Source organism: Intrasporangium sp., from assembly GCF_032907665.1.
In the GTDB taxonomy this organism is placed as follows: Bacteria; Actinomycetota; Actinomycetes; order Actinomycetales; family Dermatophilaceae; genus Intrasporangium.
Genome location: NZ_JAJJPG010000071.1, coordinates 1,315 through 19,300 on the forward strand (window position 1 = coordinate 1,315; position 17,986 = coordinate 19,300).

16 protein-coding genes and 1 riboswitch are annotated in these 17,986 nt (G+C 71.7%); of the genes, 6 read left to right on the forward strand and 10 right to left on the reverse strand.

From position 1 onward, the window contains the following. Positions 1–124: 124 nt before the first annotated feature. On the forward strand, positions 125–943 hold the full coding sequence (locus LOY02_RS11610) for an MBL fold metallo-hydrolase (protein WP_317182520.1): 819 nt from the start codon (positions 125–127) through the stop codon (positions 941–943). A 3-nt stretch (positions 944–946) separates the two neighbouring features. Then, a complete protein-coding gene (locus tag LOY02_RS11615) occupies positions 947–4,834 on the forward strand; it encodes an adenylate/guanylate cyclase domain-containing protein (protein ID WP_317182521.1) in 3,888 nt (1,295 codons plus the stop codon). Positions 4,835–4,864: 30 nt separating this feature from the next. On the opposite strand, the gene LOY02_RS11620 is transcribed toward LOY02_RS11615, so the two are convergent. Beyond that, complete coding sequence (locus tag LOY02_RS11620) at positions 4,865–5,755, reverse strand: hypothetical protein (protein WP_317182522.1); 891 nt, start codon at positions 5,753–5,755, stop codon at positions 4,865–4,867. A 306-nt stretch (positions 5,756–6,061) separates the two neighbouring features. Continuing rightward, complete coding sequence (locus LOY02_RS11625) at positions 6,062–6,730, reverse strand: lysoplasmalogenase family protein (RefSeq protein WP_317182523.1); 669 nt, start codon at positions 6,728–6,730, stop codon at positions 6,062–6,064. Between the two features lie 114 nt (positions 6,731–6,844). Here LOY02_RS11625 and LOY02_RS11630 point away from each other — a divergent pair, with 114 nt between their 5' ends. Then, complete coding sequence (locus LOY02_RS11630; protein ID WP_317182524.1) at positions 6,845–7,219, forward strand: thioesterase, FlK family; 375 nt, start codon at positions 6,845–6,847, stop codon at positions 7,217–7,219. 95 nt (positions 7,220–7,314) lie between these two features. Here LOY02_RS11630 and LOY02_RS11635 read toward each other — a convergent pair whose 3' ends face one another. The 4 genes from LOY02_RS11635 to LOY02_RS11650 form a co-directional block, all read right to left on the reverse strand. Next, complete coding sequence (locus LOY02_RS11635; protein WP_317182525.1) at positions 7,315–7,926, reverse strand: YgjV family protein; 612 nt, start codon at positions 7,924–7,926, stop codon at positions 7,315–7,317. Between the two features lie 88 nt (positions 7,927–8,014). Further along, positions 8,015–8,398: a 2TM domain-containing protein gene (locus tag LOY02_RS11640; RefSeq protein WP_317182526.1), complete on the reverse strand. Its 384-nt coding sequence runs from the start codon at positions 8,396–8,398 to the stop codon at positions 8,015–8,017. 103 nt (positions 8,399–8,501) lie between these two features. Further along, complete coding sequence (locus LOY02_RS11645) at positions 8,502–8,843, reverse strand: multidrug efflux SMR transporter (protein ID WP_317182527.1); 342 nt, start codon at positions 8,841–8,843, stop codon at positions 8,502–8,504. Continuing rightward, on the reverse strand, positions 8,843–9,157 hold the full coding sequence (locus tag LOY02_RS11650; protein ID WP_317182528.1) for a multidrug efflux SMR transporter: 315 nt from the start codon (positions 9,155–9,157) through the stop codon (positions 8,843–8,845). Before LOY02_RS11650 ends, LOY02_RS11645 begins: the two co-directional genes overlap by 1 nt. Positions 9,158–9,166: 9 nt before the next feature. Continuing rightward, a riboswitch (guanidine-III (ykkC-III) riboswitch) is annotated at positions 9,167–9,231 on the reverse strand. 127 nt (positions 9,232–9,358) lie between these two features. On the opposite strand from LOY02_RS11650, the gene LOY02_RS11655 reads away from it, so the two are divergent. From LOY02_RS11655 to LOY02_RS11665, 3 genes are all read left to right on the forward strand, one after another. Continuing rightward, a complete protein-coding gene (locus tag LOY02_RS11655; RefSeq protein ID WP_317182529.1) occupies positions 9,359–11,719 on the forward strand; it encodes a CHAT domain-containing protein in 2,361 nt (786 codons plus the stop codon). An 11-nt stretch (positions 11,720–11,730) separates the two neighbouring features. Further along, on the forward strand, positions 11,731–13,677 hold the full coding sequence (locus tag LOY02_RS11660; protein WP_317182530.1) for a caspase family protein: 1,947 nt from the start codon (positions 11,731–11,733) through the stop codon (positions 13,675–13,677). Between the two features lie 129 nt (positions 13,678–13,806). Further along, a complete protein-coding gene (locus LOY02_RS11665) occupies positions 13,807–14,409 on the forward strand; it encodes a biotin transporter BioY (RefSeq protein ID WP_317182531.1) in 603 nt (200 codons plus the stop codon). Positions 14,410–14,434: 25 nt separating this feature from the next. On the opposite strand, the gene LOY02_RS11670 is transcribed toward LOY02_RS11665, so the two are convergent. The 4 genes from LOY02_RS11670 to LOY02_RS11685 are packed head-to-tail and all read right to left on the reverse strand — an operon-like array spanning position 14,435 to position 17,841. Further along, positions 14,435–15,037, reverse strand: coding sequence for an energy-coupling factor transporter transmembrane protein EcfT (locus LOY02_RS11670; RefSeq protein ID WP_317182532.1), 603 nt, complete (start codon positions 15,035–15,037; stop codon positions 14,435–14,437). Further along, positions 15,034–15,726 carry an ABC transporter ATP-binding protein gene (locus LOY02_RS11675; RefSeq protein ID WP_317182533.1) on the reverse strand — a complete coding sequence of 231 codons (693 nt, stop codon included), beginning with the start codon at positions 15,724–15,726 and terminating at the stop codon, positions 15,034–15,036. Before LOY02_RS11675 ends, LOY02_RS11670 begins: the two co-directional genes overlap by 4 nt. After that, on the reverse strand, positions 15,717–16,841 hold the full coding sequence (locus LOY02_RS11680) for a thiolase family protein (RefSeq protein ID WP_317182534.1): 1,125 nt from the start codon (positions 16,839–16,841) through the stop codon (positions 15,717–15,719). The genes LOY02_RS11675 and LOY02_RS11680 overlap by 10 nt, the downstream gene beginning before the upstream one ends. Positions 16,842–16,845: 4 nt before the next feature. Next, positions 16,846–17,841: an AMP-binding enzyme gene (locus LOY02_RS11685; RefSeq protein ID WP_317182535.1), complete on the reverse strand. Its 996-nt coding sequence runs from the start codon at positions 17,839–17,841 to the stop codon at positions 16,846–16,848. Positions 17,842–17,986 lie beyond the last annotated feature (145 nt).

Consider the following 17,986-nt stretch of genomic DNA (forward strand, 5'->3'; position numbering starts at 1 on the left):
CCGGCGTTCGGGGCCACTCGACGAAGGCGGGGCCGGCGTTCGGGGCCACTCGACGGGTGGCCGTGGAGGCGATTCGGGGGACGGGACCGGTGGGGCCGAGTACATTGCGGAGCGGGGTGAGGCCATGAGGGTGCTGTTTCTCGGGGTGCGCGGCTCGACGCCGGCCCCGGGCTCCGAGTTCGTCCACTACGGAGGCCACACGTCGTGTGTCGCCGTGGCGCACGACGACGCCGTGGCCCCCACTCTCGTGCTCGACGCGGGAACCGGTATCCGCCTGCTCAGCGATCGGCTGCCCGGCCGGGACTTCAGCGGCGTGATCCTGCTGACCCATCTGCACTGGGACCACGTGCAGGGCTTGCCCTTCTTCGGCAAGGGCGATCAGCCGACGAGCGACATCGACGTCTATCTCCCTGCCCAGGACGGCCTCGGGGGGCGCGACCAGCTCGCGCGCTTCCTCGCGCCACCGGCCTTCCCGATCCTCCCCGAGGGACTGCAGGGCCACTGGCGCTTCCACGCGATCAACCCGGGACTGCTCGAGCTCGACGGCTTCCACGTCAGCGCCTTCGAGGTCGAGCACAAGGGCGGGCGCACCTTCGGCTATCGCGTCACCGACGTGTCGGGCTCGATCGCCTACGTCCCTGATCACGCGGCCGTGTCCCGCCCAGCGAGCCTGGCGGGGTTCCTGCGCGACGTCGACCTGCTCATCCACGACGCCCAGTTCCTCGATGTCGAGCGCGAGGTCGCGGCCCGCTTCGGACACTCGACCGTGACGGACAGCATCGAGCTCGGGGTCGACGTAGGCGCGCGCCACGTGGTTCTCTTCCACCACGCGCCTGCTCGCACCGATGCGGAGATGGAGTCGATGGAGCGTGGCATCGAGGGGCCGATGCCCGTGACGGTGGCGCGGGAGGGCATGACGCTGACCGTGGGGACACGGGACTGAGCCATGCCCGAGCGTTCGCTTCACCCGTTCATCGACGCTACCTCCGAGGGCGACGTCGACGCGGCTCTCGTCCCCTATGTCCCTGCGCTGGCGGCCGACTGGCTCGCGGAGGACCCGGCCGCCCGTCACCGCCGGGTCGCCGGGAGCATGGCCTTCGTCGACATCTCGGGGTTCACCTCCCTCACCGAGCGCCTCACCCGGTTGGGCAAGGTGGGCTCGGAGGAGCTGAGCGACATCCTCAACTCGACGTTCACGGCCCTGCTCGAGCAGACCCGCCGTGAGGACGCCGACCTCGTCAAGTGGGGCGGAGACGCCGTGCTGCTCCTGTTCCGCGGCGAGGATCACGCTGCCCGGTCGGTCCGGGCGACTGCCGCGATGCGTCGGACGCTCTACTCCGTCGGGCGGACCCGCTCATCGGCCGGCAAGGTGACGCTCCGGGTGTCCACCGGCATCCACAGCGGCGAGTTCGACTTCTTCCTCGTCGGCGACCCCGCGGTGCATCGTGAGCTCATCGTCAGCGGGCCCGCTGCGAGCCGGACTGCCGAGCTCGAGGGGGCGGCGACCGCGGGCCAGATCGCGGTCAGCGCGGAGACGGCGGCAGGTCTGCCCGGTTCGGCGGTCGCACCGAACGACGACGGCCTGCTTCTCGTCCGACGCCTCCCGCGCCGCAGGACTCGCGCACCCGCCCAGGACGCCGTGGCCCGATCCCGTCCGACCGCGTCGACCATCGCCGGCCTCATCCCCCCACCCGTCCGCACGCACCTCCTGGCGGCGGCGGGCGAGTCGGAGCACCGCACGATAGCCGTGGCGTTCATCCAGTTCTCTGGCACGGACGACCTCCTGGCGCGTGATGGTCCCGCCGGCCTCGCCGACGCGCTTGACGACGTCGTGCGCAACGTCCAGTCGGCCTGCGAGACGCAGGGCGTCACCTTCCTCGAGAGTGACATCAACCGGGACGGCGGCAAGATCATGCTCGTCGCGGGGGCGCCAGGCGGTGGCGAGGACGTCGAGCGGCGCATGCTGACGGCGACGCGCACCATCATCGACCGGGCCGGACGGCTGCCGCTGCGCGTGGGGGTCAACCGGGGACGCGTCTTCGCCTCGGACTTCGGCCCCGCCTTCCGCCGGACCTACTCGGTCAAGGGCGATGCCATCAATGTTGCCGCCCGGGTCATGGGCAAGTCGTCGCCGGGACAGGTCCTCGCGGTGCGTGACGTCGTGATCCGGGCCGGGCCGGGCATCGTCTCCGCCGAGGTGCCACCCCTCATCGTCAAGGGGAAGTCGCGTCCGATCCACGCAGCGCTCGTGACCAAGACGGAGGAGGACGTTCCCTCCCTGCCCTCGGCACAGTCCGGGCTGCAGGGCCGGGACCGCGAGCTCGGCATCCTCGCTGCAGCGCTGGGGAACGCCCGGCACGGCGACGGCGAGTGGGTTGAGCTGGTGGCCGACGCCGGGCTGGGCAAGTCGTCCCTCATCAGCTGGCTGCGCGAGTCCGCGCCCGACTTCACCGTGCTGCGAGGGACCAGCGGGCGCTTCGGCGGCGAGACCGCCCACCAGGCGATCCGACGCCTGCTGCGTGACCTCATCCAGGCCAGTCCGACGGCCGGACCGTCTGAACTCGAGGCCGCGCTGCTCGGGACGATCCGCACGCACACCCCCGACCTCGAACCGTGGGCACCCCTGCTCGCGACGGTTCTCGGCTTCACCATGCCCGAGACCCCGGAGCTGCATGACCTCGACGAGCGATTCCGCCCCGCTCGCCTGTCGCAGGTGGTCGTCTCACTGCTCACGGGCACCCAGACCGGGCCCACCCTCTTCCTCTTCGAGGGCTCGGACCGGATGGACGAGTCGAGTGCGGACACCGTGCGCGCTCTCCTGCGGGAGGTCCCGAACCGTCCGTGGCTCGTCGTGACAGCCCGCAGACCGGAGCCGGGTGGCCTCGAGTCCACCGAGGACGACACGGTGACTCGCCTCGAGATCGCCCCCCTCGACGAGGCGGCCTCCCTGGCGTTCCTCGAGTCCATCACCGCGGACCGACCCGTGAGCGCCCACCTGCTCCGGCGCGTCGCCGCCAAGGCGGGTGGGAACCCGTTGTTCCTGCGAGCACTCATCGACGCGGTGCGAACCACATCCGGCGAGGACCTCCCGGACAGCATCGACTCGCTCATCGGCGGGCAGATCGATCGACTCGCTCCGCGACCGCGAACCCTGCTCCGGTTCGCGGCCGTGCTCGGCGAGCGGTTCGCCATCGGGGACCTCCAGGAGATGGTCGCGTCACAGGGATGGTCCCTCGACGAGTCGGACGTCCGCGACCTCCGGGGCTTCATCGAGCCGGAAGGTCCTGTCGCGGGGTGGTTCCGGTTCCGCAACGCACTGATCCGGGACGTGGCGTATGCCGGGCTTCCCTACCGCCTGCGTCGCAGCATGCACCTTCGGGTCGGCGAGGTCCTCGAGCGCGCCCCTGACCGTGAGGCAGTGAGCGAGCGTCTCTCGACCCACTTCTTCGAGGCCGGCGATCACGCGAGGGCCTGGGTCTACTCCCGCATCGCAGGCGACCGGGCCCGACACTCGTTCAGCTACCCGGAGGCCCTGTCCCTCTACGAACGGGCCCTCCTGGCCGCTCGCGGGGCCCGCGAGGTGCGGCCGGACGAGGTCGCCCTGGTGCTCGAGGCCAAGGGTGACGTCGCCGAGCTCGCCGGCCTCTCCCGTGAGGCGGTCGATGCCTACCAGCGCGCCAAGAAACTCGTTCGCGCCGATCCGCTGAGACTCGCGGCGATCACCGTGAAGGAGACGAGGATCCACCAGCGACTCGGCGCCTTCACCACGGCTGTGAGGATCACCGCGCACGTGCGGTCTCGCCTGCAGAGCGTCGGGGGGCCGGGAGCGGCAGCGGAGCGCTCGCGGCTCGCCAGCCGCATCGCTGTCGTCAACCACCTCCGCTCCCGCCACGCCGACGCGCTGCGCTGGAGCCAGGTCGCCGTCGACGAAGGCCGCCGGTCGGGCAACCCGGAGGCGCTGGCGCTGGCCTACAACTACCGAGAGCTCATCGTCACCGCCGCCGGCGAGCAGCCCGACGAGCCCTACGGCGAGCTTGCCCTGGCGAGCTACACGGCCGCGGGCGACCTGCTCGGACAGGGGCACACCCTCACGAACCTGGCCATCCGGTCCGTTGCCGACGGGCAGTGGGACACGGCCGAGACCCGCTTCGACGAGGCGACCGAGCTGTTCCGCCGCGTGGGTGACACGGCCAACGAGGCCAACGCGTTGTACAACCGCTCGGACGTGCTCCAGCGGCAGGCCCGGTTCGACGAGGCGGAGCCTCTCCTCGCGATCGCCCGGCGAGGGGGCCTGGTCACCGACGACCCCGAGCTCGTCGCCCTCGTCGACCGCGAGCTCGGCAAGGTCCGTCTGGGCCGTGGCCGACTCCCTGAGGCCCAGCGGCTGCTCCAGCAGGCCCGGGCGGCGCTCGCCGACCTCGGCCTCCAGAACGAGGCCGTCGACGCCGCGGCCTCCCTCGCGCAGTGCGTGCTGCTCGAGGGCGATGTCAAGACGGCTGGCGTGACCGCGGACTCGCTGCTCGCCGACGCCGCTGCCGTGGGTGCCGACGAGCTCGTGGGCCGCATCCAGTGGCTGCGTGGCACGGCCCTGCTCCTCCTCGACAGCTACCCGGCCGCCCGGGCTGCCTTCGAGGCGGGCCGTGACCTCGGCGGTCGGTGGGACGGCGGCCACGTCCGCTCGCTCAACCTCGTCGGGCTGGCGGTCACCGCGCAGCGCGCCGGCAGCGACGGCTCGACTGACCTCGCCGAGGCTCGCGCCTGCCTCAACCGCCTCGGCGTTCTCCACCTGCCGGCGCCCTTCGACGGGATCCCCGTCGATCCCGCCGCCCCCTGACGCGCCGCCCCCGCTCCGAGTCACCGACAGTCAGTAGCCGGTACCTCGCAGGTCATGCGTGAAGTGGAAGTAGAGCAGCAGGTCGCCGGCGTTGTCCCGCTGGCTGTTGACGTAGTCGACGCAGGCCTCGCCACCCGGGTTTGCCTGGTTCTTGACGAGACACGCCGGTGCCTCGCTGAGCGGACCGGACGACGCGTACGAGTAGTACACCTTGAACTTGTTCACACCGCCGTTGCCGCACTGCGACTTGTCACACCGGTAGATCATCGTGGCGGGCGCCTCAGCCGTGTACCCCTCGAGGGCCGCGATGAACTGGACGACCGTGGAGCCTGCCTTGCAGGGCCGTCCAGCGCACTCGTCGGCCGTCGCACCGGTCGACAGGGCCGCCCGCGCCGACGCGAAGCTCAGCGGCAGCAGGGCCACGCCGCAGTTCGTCTCATCTGTGGTCGTGGTGCAGGTGTCGGTACCGACGGTGGTCGCCCCCTGCTGGGCGAACTGGAGGGTTCGCAGGCTGTCGAAGGCCATCGATGGGATGGCCGTGAAGGCGATCGGTTTGCCCTTGCCGCCGACGGACGGGGTGATGACGACGCCGTTCTCCACGGCCGAGTACGCCACTGAGGCGGCCACCGAGGTCGCCTTCGCCGGCAGCGTGACCTGGTTCGGGCTGAGGATGCCGTCAGGCGATCCGTCGGCGACGCTGACGTCCAGGGTGAAGGTCACGTCCTGGTAGAACGGCACGGTGGTCGTCAGGAGCAGCTCGATCGGGTCTCCCGCCCTGGCGAGCACCGCGGGGACCGCACCATCGAGTCCACTGTTGTCGGTCGAGACCGACACGGTGACCTCCGGGAGTGGCGTGGGCGGCGGCTTCGCGGCGACGGCCGGCGAGGTCGTCAGTCCGATGACCGCGACGAGTCCGATCACCCCGGCGAGCGCTCTGGGTATGCCTGGCGTTCTCGCGGATCTGCGTGCGCCTGCTGCGACGGATGGCGTTCTCATGGTGGGCCCCGATCTGCTCGGTTCGATGGCAAGGGGGCAACAGAGATGCGGTCCCCCCATGCATGCCATTGAAGGACAGGGCCGTTCGGACATCCGGGGAATGGCGGATTTGCCTGCGCTTTCGTCCGTTATCCCCCGAACAATCCCCTAGGAACGATCGCGAGAATCCTTCGAAACCTCCCCGTGAGGTCCCGAGACGGGCCGTTCGGGATGGTTCGGCTGGCGGGAGAGTCAGGCGAGCAGCCCGGTGACGAGCAGCGCGAGTGCCGCGTGGTGCGCGACGAGGGTCTGCACGGGAGCCCAGCGCCGCTCGAGGACGAAGCGGTCGTGCCCGAGCAGGAGGTGGGAGACCAGGAGCAGGGCGCAGCCACCGAGGACGGTCCTGTCGCCCTGCCACGCGGCGACGAGGACCAGGCCTGCGAGAGACAGGAGGGTGAGGAAGACGGCGCCCCGTTGCCGCCCGGAGTGGCGGACCACGTCACGGCCCCAGAGCCCGTGCAGCAGGGTGAGCGCGGGCACGGCGGCAAGCACCCACCACGGGATCCCCTCGTGACCCGGCACCTCGAGGACGGCCCATCCCCACGCGACATGGGCGACCACGCCGGCCCCGAGGGCGAGGAGGTATCGCACCTCGGTCGCGGTGAGCAGGAGGAGGTCCACGAGCAGGTGCAGGCCGAGGGCACCGAGCGCGGGCACAACCCCCGGCACGTCCGCCACGACCTCAGTGGCACCGTCCGAGCTGCGCTGGGCCGCGAGCGACCAGGCGAGGCCCGCGAGCAGGACGGTGAACGTGGGCCGCGTGATGAGCTCGACGACGTGGTCGAAACGGGCGACCGCGATCCAGGTGAGCACTGCCGTGAAGGCGAGCGCCACCGCGAGGACCATGACGTGGGTCTCCACAGGGCTAGGTTGGCAGGCGGGGGCAGCGGGGCCGCGGGGACACGCTGGCGTCGATCGGGTCACCTTTTGCGGACCCGGGCTGGAGTCTTGGGTGATCCATGCCAGACTCGAGCAATGCCCATGCGCCAGTTTCAGCACACCGTGACGCCGGATGACACGGCGGCGAAGCTCGGGACCGGTGACCTCGACGTTCTCGCGACACCTCGGCTCATCACGTGGTGCGAGATCGCCTCCTTCCAGGTCTGCCAGAAGTCGGTCGCCGAGGACCACACGACGGTCGGCACGATGGTGAAGTTCGAGCACCTCAAGGGAAGCCCGGTCGGGAGCGAGATCACGATCCAGTGCGCCGAGCCGATCAACGACGGGCGGCGGCTGGTCTGCTTCGTCAGCGCCAGGGATGCCGACGGCGACGAGGTCGGCAGCGGTGAGGTCCACCGTGCCGTCGTCGACCCGGACCGCTTCATGGCCCGGTGCCGCAAGCTCGTCTGAGCCCGCCGCAGCATGTGGTCACCTCGCCTGCGGGAGCGAGCTGAGCGGCATACGGACAAAGCCCATGTCGTATGCCGCTGTGCCGGCTCCCGCGGTCACAGCACGTAGGCGTCCCCGTCCTTGGTGAAGCCGAGCCGCTCGTAGTAGGGGTCCACCATCCCGGGGGGCATGAGGACCCGGCGGAAGCCGCGGGACCGGAAGGGGCCGTCGGGCCCGAAGACGAACTCACCCGGCGACAGGTCGCGGTAGGGCGGCGTCACGTAGTCCAGGAGGAGCTGAGCCCGCCCGTCACCGAGGTCCCGCATGAGCACGACCCCCACCATCGCGTCACCCTTGAGCACGAGGTAGGACGGGTCACCCGAGAAGGGGTCGTGGACGAAGTCGGGGTTGAAGCGACGGATGTCGGCCTCGTGCACTCTCAGGACGTGCCGGAGGTACTCGTCGTCGCCGCCGACCTCGAGCACCTCGTAGACGGCCGCGTCGTGCCGCTCCCGCGACATCCGGACGAGGTGTCCGACGTTGATCGCGGCGAGCACGACGTTGAGGCCCACCATCGGCCACACGCCGATGGCGAAGTTGTAGCCGGCGAGGACGACGCTCCCGATGAGGTTGATGACCCTGAGGCGGCGCAGCTGGCTCTGCAGCAGCGACCAGACGAGCACGGCCGAGCCGATCCAGCCGACTGCCTCGAGCCACCAACCATCCATCCACCGGAGCCTAGTGGCCGCCGACCCCAGCCGGGCGCCGGTCGGGACGCGGCCGGCGCCCGGGGGTTCGTTCAGCGGCTACGGCGCCTCAGCGGTGGCGCAGCCGGTCCATCTCCGAAGAGATCTCTGTCTCGGTCGGCTCGTGCTTCCAGTAGACGTCCATCGCGTGCGCGGCGAGGCCGATGCCCCAGCCGGCGATCGGGAAGACCGGCCAGAAGAAGTTGGCGCCGGTCATCGCCCAGATGATCACGAGCATGCCGTTGACGAGCGCGTAGATCACGAGGTGGATCCGGAACTCCGCCTTCTCCTTGAGGCGGCGGACCGCTTCGTCGTGCAGCGCAGTCTCGGGCTGCGTTCTGTCGGGCTTGGTGCTGTCGGCACTGCGGTCGACCATGGGGTCGACGACTGGGTCGACGGGTGCAGCGGTGGACAGGTGGACGGAACTGGTGACCGGGGTCTGGTGCACGGTCATGGGTCGTCACTGCTCCTTCTCGGGCCGCCGCGCGCGAAGCGCTCGGCTCCCACTTCTCAGCGTAGGCCGCGGACGGCCCACCGACAGGTGGGGGTGGGGCGCGTCACGCCCCCTCCGCCGCCTCTTCGCCGTGTCCCACCCGTTTGAGGCCGATGACGGCCCCGATGATCCCCGCGACGAGCAGGATCTTTGCTGTGGAGGCGGATTCCGCGCCCGACCCGACCGCCCAGGCAACGGTCAGCGCAGCCCCGATTCCCGTCCACACGGCGTACGCGGTGCCGATGGGGATCGTGCGCGAGGCCACGGCGAGGCCGAGCATGCTGAGTACCAGTGCGACGGTGAAGACGGCCGTAGGCCCGGAGCGGGAGAGCCCGTCGGAGAGCCCCAGCGCCGTGGCCCAGACGGCCTCGAGGACGGCGCTGGCGAGCAGGACGAGCCAGGGCATCAAGCCACCACCTTGAGGCCGGCGACACAGCTGACGAGCAGGAGTAGGAGGGCCGCGCGCGTGGGGTCGAGACGCTCCTGGCCTCGCGCCACGGCGAGCAGGACGGTGCCCACCGCCCCGATGCCGACCCACACGGCATACGACGTCCCCGTGGGCAGTCCGGTCATCGCGTAGGCGAGCCCCGCCATGCTGGCGACCAGTCCGACGGCGAAGACCACCGTCGGCCCCGGCCTGCGGAAGCGGTCCGACGCCGCGAGGGCCGTCGCCCAGACCGCCTCCAGCATCCCCGACGCGATGAGGACGAACCAGTGCATGGTGACTCCAGAGCGGCCGTCTTGTCGCTGGGCGGGTACGGCTCCCTCGTCCGCGAGCGCTGGGGGTGCCCTGGCTCCGATGCTACGGCTGACTGAGCAGATCGGGCGATTCCGTGAGGTATCTCCCGTGCGGGCACTAGCCTCTGATGAGGGTCAGGGTGCAGCGGCCGATCCCACGGGATCACACGGTGAGGGGGTCGCGTGGGACGCGACTATCTCGACTTCGAGGTCTCGATCGTCACAACGGCGACGGGGCAGGTCGCCCGTGTGACCGACTCCCCGGCAGGCCAGGGCGAGGCGCCGTTCTCGCTGCCCTTCAACCCAGTTGAGCTCGCCCAGTTCATGACCGCAGTCGGGCCGCCGCGGGTCGCCTCTCGGCGCCTCGTGCCCGCCGAGACCAGGGTCATGGACGTCAAGGACTACGGCAAGCGTCTCGGAGACGCGCTGCTCGCCGGCGAGGTGGGTCGACTGTTCCGCTCGAGCCTGTCGACCGCGAAGCAGCAGGGGGTCGGACTGCGGGTGCGTCTCGGCCTCGAGGACGCGCCAGATCTCGATCCCATCCCGTGGGAGTACCTCTTCGACAGCGAGCTCGGTCGGTTCCTCACCCTGTCGTCGCAGACCCCACTGGTGCGGTCCCTCGAAGCGCTCGATGTCCCGGCTCCCGTCCGCGTGTCCGCACCTCTGCGCGTCCTCGTCATGGTGTCCAGCCCGTCGGACGTCCCCGAGCTCGCGGTCGCCCACGAGGAGGAGCTGCTGCGGGCCACGACCGCCGACCTCGTCTCGAGCGGTCGGCTCGAGCTGGTCGTCCTGACCCAGGCCACACTGGGGAGCCTCCAGCGGGCGCTGCTCGACACCTTCCACGTCTTCCACTTCATCGGACACGGCGGGTTCGACCAGGCCCTCGGCGAGGGCGTCCTCGTGCTCGAGCGCGAGGACGGCACCGCACACCGGGTCAGCGCGTCGCGGCTCGGCACCTTGCTCCACGACGCCAACGGCATGCAGCTCGCCCTGCTCAACGCGTGCGAGGGGGCGCGCACGAGTGGGCGGGACGCCTTCTCCGGCGTGGCACAGTCGCTCGTGCGCCAAGGCCTGCCAGCAGTGGTCGCCATGCAGACGGAGATCTCGGATCGGGCGGCGCTCGTCTTCAGCCACGAGTTCTACTCCTTCCTCACCCGGGGCCTGCCCATCGACGCGGCGATCTGCGAGGTGCGCAAGGCCATGGCCACCTCCGACGAGGCGTCCGAGTGGGGCACCGCCGTGCTCGTGCGGTCCGGATCGGACCAGCCGTTCGACGTGTCGGCCCTCGGGAGCATGGCCGAGCCCGCGCCCGAGGGCAGGTGGGAGTCCCTCTATGCCGCCGCCCAGGCGTCGCTTGCCTCGGCGACTCCGCAGGCCGCGGTGCCGCTGCTCGAGCAGATCGCGTCCGAGCGACCGGACTACGCCGACGTCACTCTCCTGCTCGAGGCCGTCAAGGCGCCCGACGCTCGCCCGCAGCTGCCGCCGCCATCCGGTCCTCCGCAGCCACCGCCGGAGCCCAGCCGTCCTCACCGGCCCCCCGGGGTGACGCAGCCGCTGCCCAGGGTGACGCAGCCGCTCCCCACCGGATCTGCAGCACAGCCGCCACCCGGGCCACCGGTCGGGACCCGGCCACTGCCGGCCGAGCCGCGCCGGCCCGCCCCATCCGGCCGTCGGCGCTCCGGGACGGGGTGGCGTTGGGCGGTCGGCGTCCTGGCCCTCCTGCTCGTGGCGACGGTCGGTTTCATGGTCTGGGCGGTGAGTATCGCCGACGACGTCGTTCCCGATGATCGCCCCTCGACCAGCTCGGGTCCCCAGGTGAGTCCGAGCGCACCGCTCGACCTCGTCGTCACCGCCTGCGGACCCTCCGCGGCGATCCCGAACGCCGATGCGCAGCTGATGGTCGGATGCACGACGGCAGCCCCCGTCATCGACGGCAGCTTCGACGAGTGGGACGGCGTCGAGCCGGTCCCGATCGACGCCGTGATCTACCCGAAGAGTGGCGCCAACCCCAACGGGGTGCACGGGCAGGCCAGGCTGCTCTGGGATCGCAGTGCGCTCTACGTCGAGGTGGACGTCGTGGACCCGGTCGTGGACACGGTCGACGAGGGCCAGCCCGACCAGTACTGGCGGGGGGACTCGATCTCCTTCGAGATCGGCCCGGACGCCAGGAACCTCGGACCACGCGCAGGGGTGCGCAACGGGCGCGACCGCCACGTGATCATCGGGATCGTCCCAGGTGATGCCGCACGTGGAGCCATCAACACCGCCGCCGGCGGCGACTTCCCGGCCGGAGGCGGCGCGCCAGAGATCGACGCTGCGCTCTCCCGCACCAGCGACGGTTATCGCATCGAGGCGCGAGTCCCGTGGACGATCCTCGGCATGGCGAGCCCCACCCGGGGTGACGTCCTCGCGGGGCAGGTCAACATCAGCGACGCCCGGCTCGGCCCGTGGGAACAGCAGGCGATGATCAGCAGCAACGCGGAGCGGGTGCTCCAGCGTCGGCCGGGCATCTGGCAGCCGATCATCCTCGGTGACCCGGACTGATGGGAGGCGTCGTGACGAGCCTGCGCGCCCTCCTCGTGGGCATCGACGACTACCCTGCTCCCGTTCCCCCGCTCGTCGGCTGCGCCAACGACGTCCGAGCGATGGCGGAGACACTGGATGCACGTGTGCCCGCGGACGCGCTCGGCCTGCTCACGCTGATCGACGGTGAGGCAACGCGCGATGCCGTGACCACAGCGATCCGCTCTCATCTCACCGGAGGGGGCCCGGAGTCGACGGCGCTCTTCTACTTCAGCGGACATGGCTCGCAGCAGCACGCGCCGCCGGAGCTGTGGGCCCGCGAACCGGACCGCCGCAACGAGACCCTCGTGCTCGTCGACAGCCGCTCCCCCGGAGGATGGGACCTCGCGGACAAGGAGCTGAGCGGCCTGCTCGCAACCGTCGCGGGCTCGGTGGACCACCTGCTCGTCATCCTCGACTGCTGCCACTCCGGCGACGGGACACGGGACGCCAACGGATCCGTCCGGTTGCGGCTCGCGCCCGAGGACCCACGACCACGCCCCTGGAGCACCTTCGTCCCCGAGGCCACGATGGCGCCCGAGATCCCCCTGCCCGGGTCGGCGAACCGGACCCGGTCCGTCTGGTCGTCCTCCGCGGCGGGCCACGTCCTCCTGGCTGCGTGCCGATCGGCCGAGACCGCCAAGGAGCTGACCATCGGTGGGCGAGGTCGGGGCGCGTTCTCGGCCGCGCTCGAGCGAGCCCTGCGCGACCACGGCGGCCAGCCCACCTACCGCGACATCCACCGCTTCGTCACCGCGGGCGTGCTCGCCCGGGTCGAGGACCAGCACCCCCAGCTCGAGACCGGGGAGGCCACGGACCTCGACCGAGCCTTCCTCGGCGGAGTCCTCCCCGCCCGCCCGGAGCAGCTGACCCTGAGCCGCCTGCCCGACGGGTGGAGCGTCGACGCCGGCGCAGTGCACGGCGTCCCCGAACCGATCGGCGAGGACACGACCGAGCTCGCGGTCTATGCCCTTGCCGGCGAGACCGACGGGGCGCCCCTGGCCGAGGCCCGCGTCGTCCAGGTCCTGCCCAGCCGGTCGATCGTGGCGGTCACCCCGGACCTCGATCCGGGCTTCGTCTACCGCGCGGTCGTCAAGACGATCCCGCTCACGCCGCTCGGCGTCGCGATCGTCGGGGAGCACGACGGAACGAGGGCGCTGAACGAGGCCGCCGCCGCTGCCGACTCGACCCTCATCCGCGTGACCGACGACCGGGCTACCGCGGACCTGCTGGTGCGTGCCCGGGCGGACGGCTTCGAGATCACCCGCCCGGGCGTCACGCGACCCCTCGTCCCGGTCGTTGCCGGCTCACACCGGGAGGATCGGACGATCGCCGCGCTCGAACGGGTGGCCCGATGGCTCCGGCTGTCGTCGCTGAGCAACCCCGCCACCGCGCTGCCTCCCGGCACGATGCAGGTCCAGATCAGCTCCCCGTCCGGGGCCGTCGAGGCGGACGGCCGTCTCGAGATCAGCTACGACGGCGACCAGGCACCGACCTTCACCGTGACGCTCACCAACACGACGTCGCGTCCCCTGTGGTGCGCGCTCCTCGACCTCACCGAGGCCTACGGCATCTTCACGGACGCGTTGGCGTCGGGGTCGGTCTCCCTCGACGGTGGCGCTGCCGTCCAGGTCGCCCTCACCGCCCAGCTCTCCGACGCGCTGTGGCACGCGGGCACCGTCATGGTCACCGACCACCTGAAGATCATCACGAGCACCCTCGAGTTCGATCCGCGCTCGCTCGAGCAGCCCGAGCTCGACGTCGACGTCGCCGAGCCCGCGACCATCGTGCGCGGCGGGGGCGAACCCCGATCGACTCTCGACCGTCTGCTCGTCAGCGTCGCGTCCCCGGGCAACCGTTCGGCCGGACCCGCGAGCGCGGTGGCCGACTGGCGCACCGACGACCTCTATGTCGTGACGAGGCGACCCGCCCTCGGTTGAGCCCCCTTACCCCGGGTCGCCCACGCAGCGGTCCTCCTCGCCGCCAGGCACGACGACGTCGTACGGTGACTCCGCAGTGCCCGGATCACTCGTGCCCAGACCTCCAGCCCGTCCCTCCAGGAGCACCTGATGAGCACCTCCCACGGTCGCACCCGCGACCTCGCCCTCACCGCGACCTTCGCCGGCTTCATCGCCGTCCTCGGCCTCGTGCCGGCGTTCTCGCCCTTCGGGTTCCCGGTGCCGATCACGGTCCAGTCCCTCGGCATCATGCTCGCCGGAGCAGTCCTCGGGGCACGGCGGGGGGCGAGTTCGGTGGTCCTGTTCCTCATCCTCGTCGCCCTCGGCCTGCCGCTCCTGTCCGGCGGACGCGGCGGTCTGGGCGTTTTCGCCGGGCCAAGCGTCGGCTACCTCCTCGGCTTCCCTGTGGCTGCCTTCGTCATCGGGGCCCTCGTCTTCCGGCGTGGCGCGCCCTACCAGACGGGCTACGGGCTCGTCGCGATCGTCCTCGGCGGGATCGTCGTCCTCTACGCCATCGGGGTTCCCGCCACGGCGTGGCGCGCGGACATCAGCCTCCCGGCAGCCATGGCGGGCAGCTCCCTCTTCCTCGTCGGGGACCTCGCCAAGGCCGTCATCGCCACCCTGGTCGCGGGCGCGGTGCATCGCGGTTACCCCGACCTGCTGCCGCCCCGTCATGCGGCGGCGCGGCGCGAGCGCGAGTCCGCCGCGGCCTGACGTCGAGGCTCGGGACGCGGGTGCCTCAGTCGTCGACGCCACGTGCGACGAGTGCGTCCGACAGACGATCTGCGTGGCGCAGCGTGCGGACGACGAGCGGCGCGACGAAGGCGAGCGGGCTCGAGGACGCGCCGCGGGCGAGCTGGGCCTGACGGACCTCACCCGCGAGCTCGACGATGACCGCCACCGACCGGATGCCGAGAGCGACGAGCAGACCGACACGCTCGGGATCGATCCCCACCCGCCGCAACGGCTGGAGCGCCCTGACCATGACGTCGACGATGGCCGTCGTGCGCGTCGTGAGACTGACGAGGGCCGCGAGCAGGATCAGGCCGAGCATCCCCCCGACGACGACCACTGCCCGCTCCCAGCCGGCCACGGCGACCTGGAAGGCGCCGAGAGCCACGACGAACCACGCGAGGGGCCGCACCTGCCCCACCGCGGTGCGCCACGGGATGCGGGCGGCGGCGTAGAGGACCGCGATGACGAGGAGAGCAACAGCTACGTGCCAGGCTCGCCGCAGCGTCAGCGTGCCCACCGCGGCGAGGACGAGCAGGGCGAGCTTGGCGCCCGCCGGGAGCCGGTGCACGACGGAGTCGCGGGCGACGTAGACGGCCAGCGTGCTCACGACACGAGCCGCCGATACGCAGCGACCGCCTCGCCGGGCGCGCCATCGAAGCAGAGCCGCGCCTCGTGGAAGACGAGCACGCGATCGAAGTCCCCGAGCAGGTCGAGGTCGTGGGTGACGAGGACCACCTGCTGGTCGAGCCCGCGGATCACCTCCCGGACCCGACGGGTGTTGACGAGGTCGAGCAGGGTCGTCGGCTCGTCCATCACGACCAGGTCCGGTTCCGTCACGAGCACGGAGGCCAGAGCGAGGAGCTGCTTCTGACCTCCGGAGAGCAGGTGGGCGGGATGGTCTCGGTGCCCGGCCAGGCCGTAGCCCGCGAGGACGCGGTCCACGCGGGCCGAGACCTCGCGCTTGTCCAGGCCGCGCCGACGCAGACTGAAGGCGACGTCCTCCGCGACCGTGGGCATGACGATCTGGGCGTCTGGGTCGGTGAAGCAGAATCCGACTCGGCGACGGACCGCGCGGGCCTCTCGCGAGGTGTCCCGGCCGTCGATGCGCACGGCACCCTCAGTCGGGACGACGAGAGCATTGAGCATCCGTGCGAAGGTGGACTTTCCGGACCCGTTCGCCCCGATGACCCCGACGCGCTGCTCGGTCAGGCGCAGCGTGACGTCCCGCAGGACGACTCGCTCCACCCCGGAGACCGTGTAGGTGTGCCCCACCCCGTCGAACTCGATCAGCGGCACGCTTCCACCACCAGCGCGGTCCCCTGGCCACCCCCGGCAGCGATGGCTGCGAGTCCGTAGCGGCCCCGGCCCTGGCGCACGAGCTGGGTGAAGAGCCGAACGACGAGCACGGCCCCGCTGGCGCCCCACGGGTGCCCGAGGGCCAGCGCACCGCCGCCTGCGCACGCCCTGCCCGGGTCGATCCCCAAGGCGTCGTAGCAGGCGAGGACCTGGCCCGCGAAGGCCTCGTTGAACTCGATGACATCGAGGTCACCGACCGCGAGTCCTGCCTCGGCGAGGGCGAGCTTCACCGCAGGTACGAGCCCGATACCGGGACGCCCAGGGGCGACGCCGGCCGAGGCGGCACCGAGCACCCGGAGACCCGGCCGCCCGGCAGCACCCTCCCGGGATCCGGCAGGCACGATGCCCACGGCTGCAGCCCCGTCGTTGACGCCGCACGAGTTGCCGATGGTCACCGTGCCACCCTCCCGGAAGGCAGCCCGGAACCGCGCCAAGCGCTCCGCGGTCAGTCCCGCCCGCGGCCGTTCGTCCGCTGCGACACCTCCGACAGCCACGATCTCGGCGTCGAACTCGCCGCGTGCGGCAGCGAGCACGGCTCGCGCGTGGGACTCAGCGGCATACGCATCCTGTCGTTCCCGCGTCACGCCACGTTCCTGCGCAAGGAGGTCGGCCGCGACACCCATGTCCACGTCGTCGCTCGCGGGAGCGAACGGAGCCCGTTCGTAGCGCACGGGTGGCCCGCCCGCCTCGGGTGGCCAGAAGCGCCACGGCGCCGTCGAGGCGCTCTCGACACCGCCGGCGACCACCGGGCCCGACCCCCCGCTCACCAGACGTGCGCCGAGCTCGATCGCCGCGAGACCGCTCGCGCACTGCCGGTCCACGGTGAGGGCCGGCACCTCGACAGGCAGGCCGGCCGTCAGCGAGGCAACCCGGGCGACGTTGCCGCCGGGACCCATGCAGTTGCCGAGCACGACCTCGGCCGGCACCTCCCCCAGGTCGTCAGCCACCGCCCGAACGACCGCTCCTCCGAGCTCCGCCGCCGTGACCCCGGCCAGACTGCGTCCCGCCGTCCCGATCGGGGTCCGGCGGGCAGCGACGATGAGGGCTCCAGTCATCCCCTCACCGGGCCAGCGCGGCACGGTCGAGCTTCCCGACCGCAGTCAGCGGCAGCTCCGGCACGACCCGCCACACGCGGGGCCGATGGCTCGCGGGCAGTCGCTCGCGGGAGACCAGCTCGAGGCGGCCACGGTCGGCCCCGTCGGTGAGGGTGGCGACGACGATCTGGCCCAGGGTCGGGTGCGGCACCGCGTGCACCGCCACCTCGCCCCGCGCCGCCGGTGTGAGCACGGACTCGACGTCGGCCACGAGCACGGTCGCGCCAGCCGTGATGATGGCGTCCGGCCGGCCGCGAACCTCGAGCACGCCGTCCTCCACCCGACCGACGTCACCGACCGTGGCCCACCCAGCCGCGTCACGACGGAGTGACCCGGCGGGGCCGTCGTACCCGTCGCACACCCAGGGCGACCGGACCCAGATCGTGCCGCTGACCGGAGCGTCCCTGATCTCGATCTCGACGCCGGGAAATGCCCTCAGCGCACCCCCATCCGACGCGGCCGCGACGAAGCTGAGCTCCGCGGCGCCGTAGTACCGGTCGATCCCCAGCCCGACCGCGCGTGCCTCGGCGGCGACCTGCCACGGCAGGTGGTCGCCGGCCACGACGACGCGCGCACCACGAGGGAGCTCGGGCCCGCGACGCACCAGCTGGGCCGGGGTGAGGCACGCGTGGGTGGCGTCCGCGGCATCCCGCACGAGATCGGCCCCGACCCAGGCTGCGTGGACGGCAGCGAAGAGGTTCATGGTCGACCGGAGCGGACCGGGCACCCACACCCGCGCCCCCGCTGCGACCCCGGTGAGATCGGAATAGGCCGGAAAGGTGGCCCACCAGGACTGCGTCGTGCGCAGGACGCGGCGGAGAGGTGAGGTCACGGCGCTTGTGGTCCCCGAGGTCGCAGTGGTCCCCGAGGTCGCCAGGGCGAGCCGGGCACCGACGCGGTGTGCCCTGAGCACCGCTGCGACCGGGTCGCCGTGCTCGTCCGGCCGGACCTGACCCCTCATGACACCTCCTCCGGCAGCACCCGGGTCGGGCTCCGGGCGCCACCCATTGAACCACCGAGGGGCGGTGCCGCCGGCGGTTCAATGGGCCGCGTCCGGGAACGACGAAGGGCCGGACAGCACGTCCGGCCCTTCGTCCTCGGGTGGA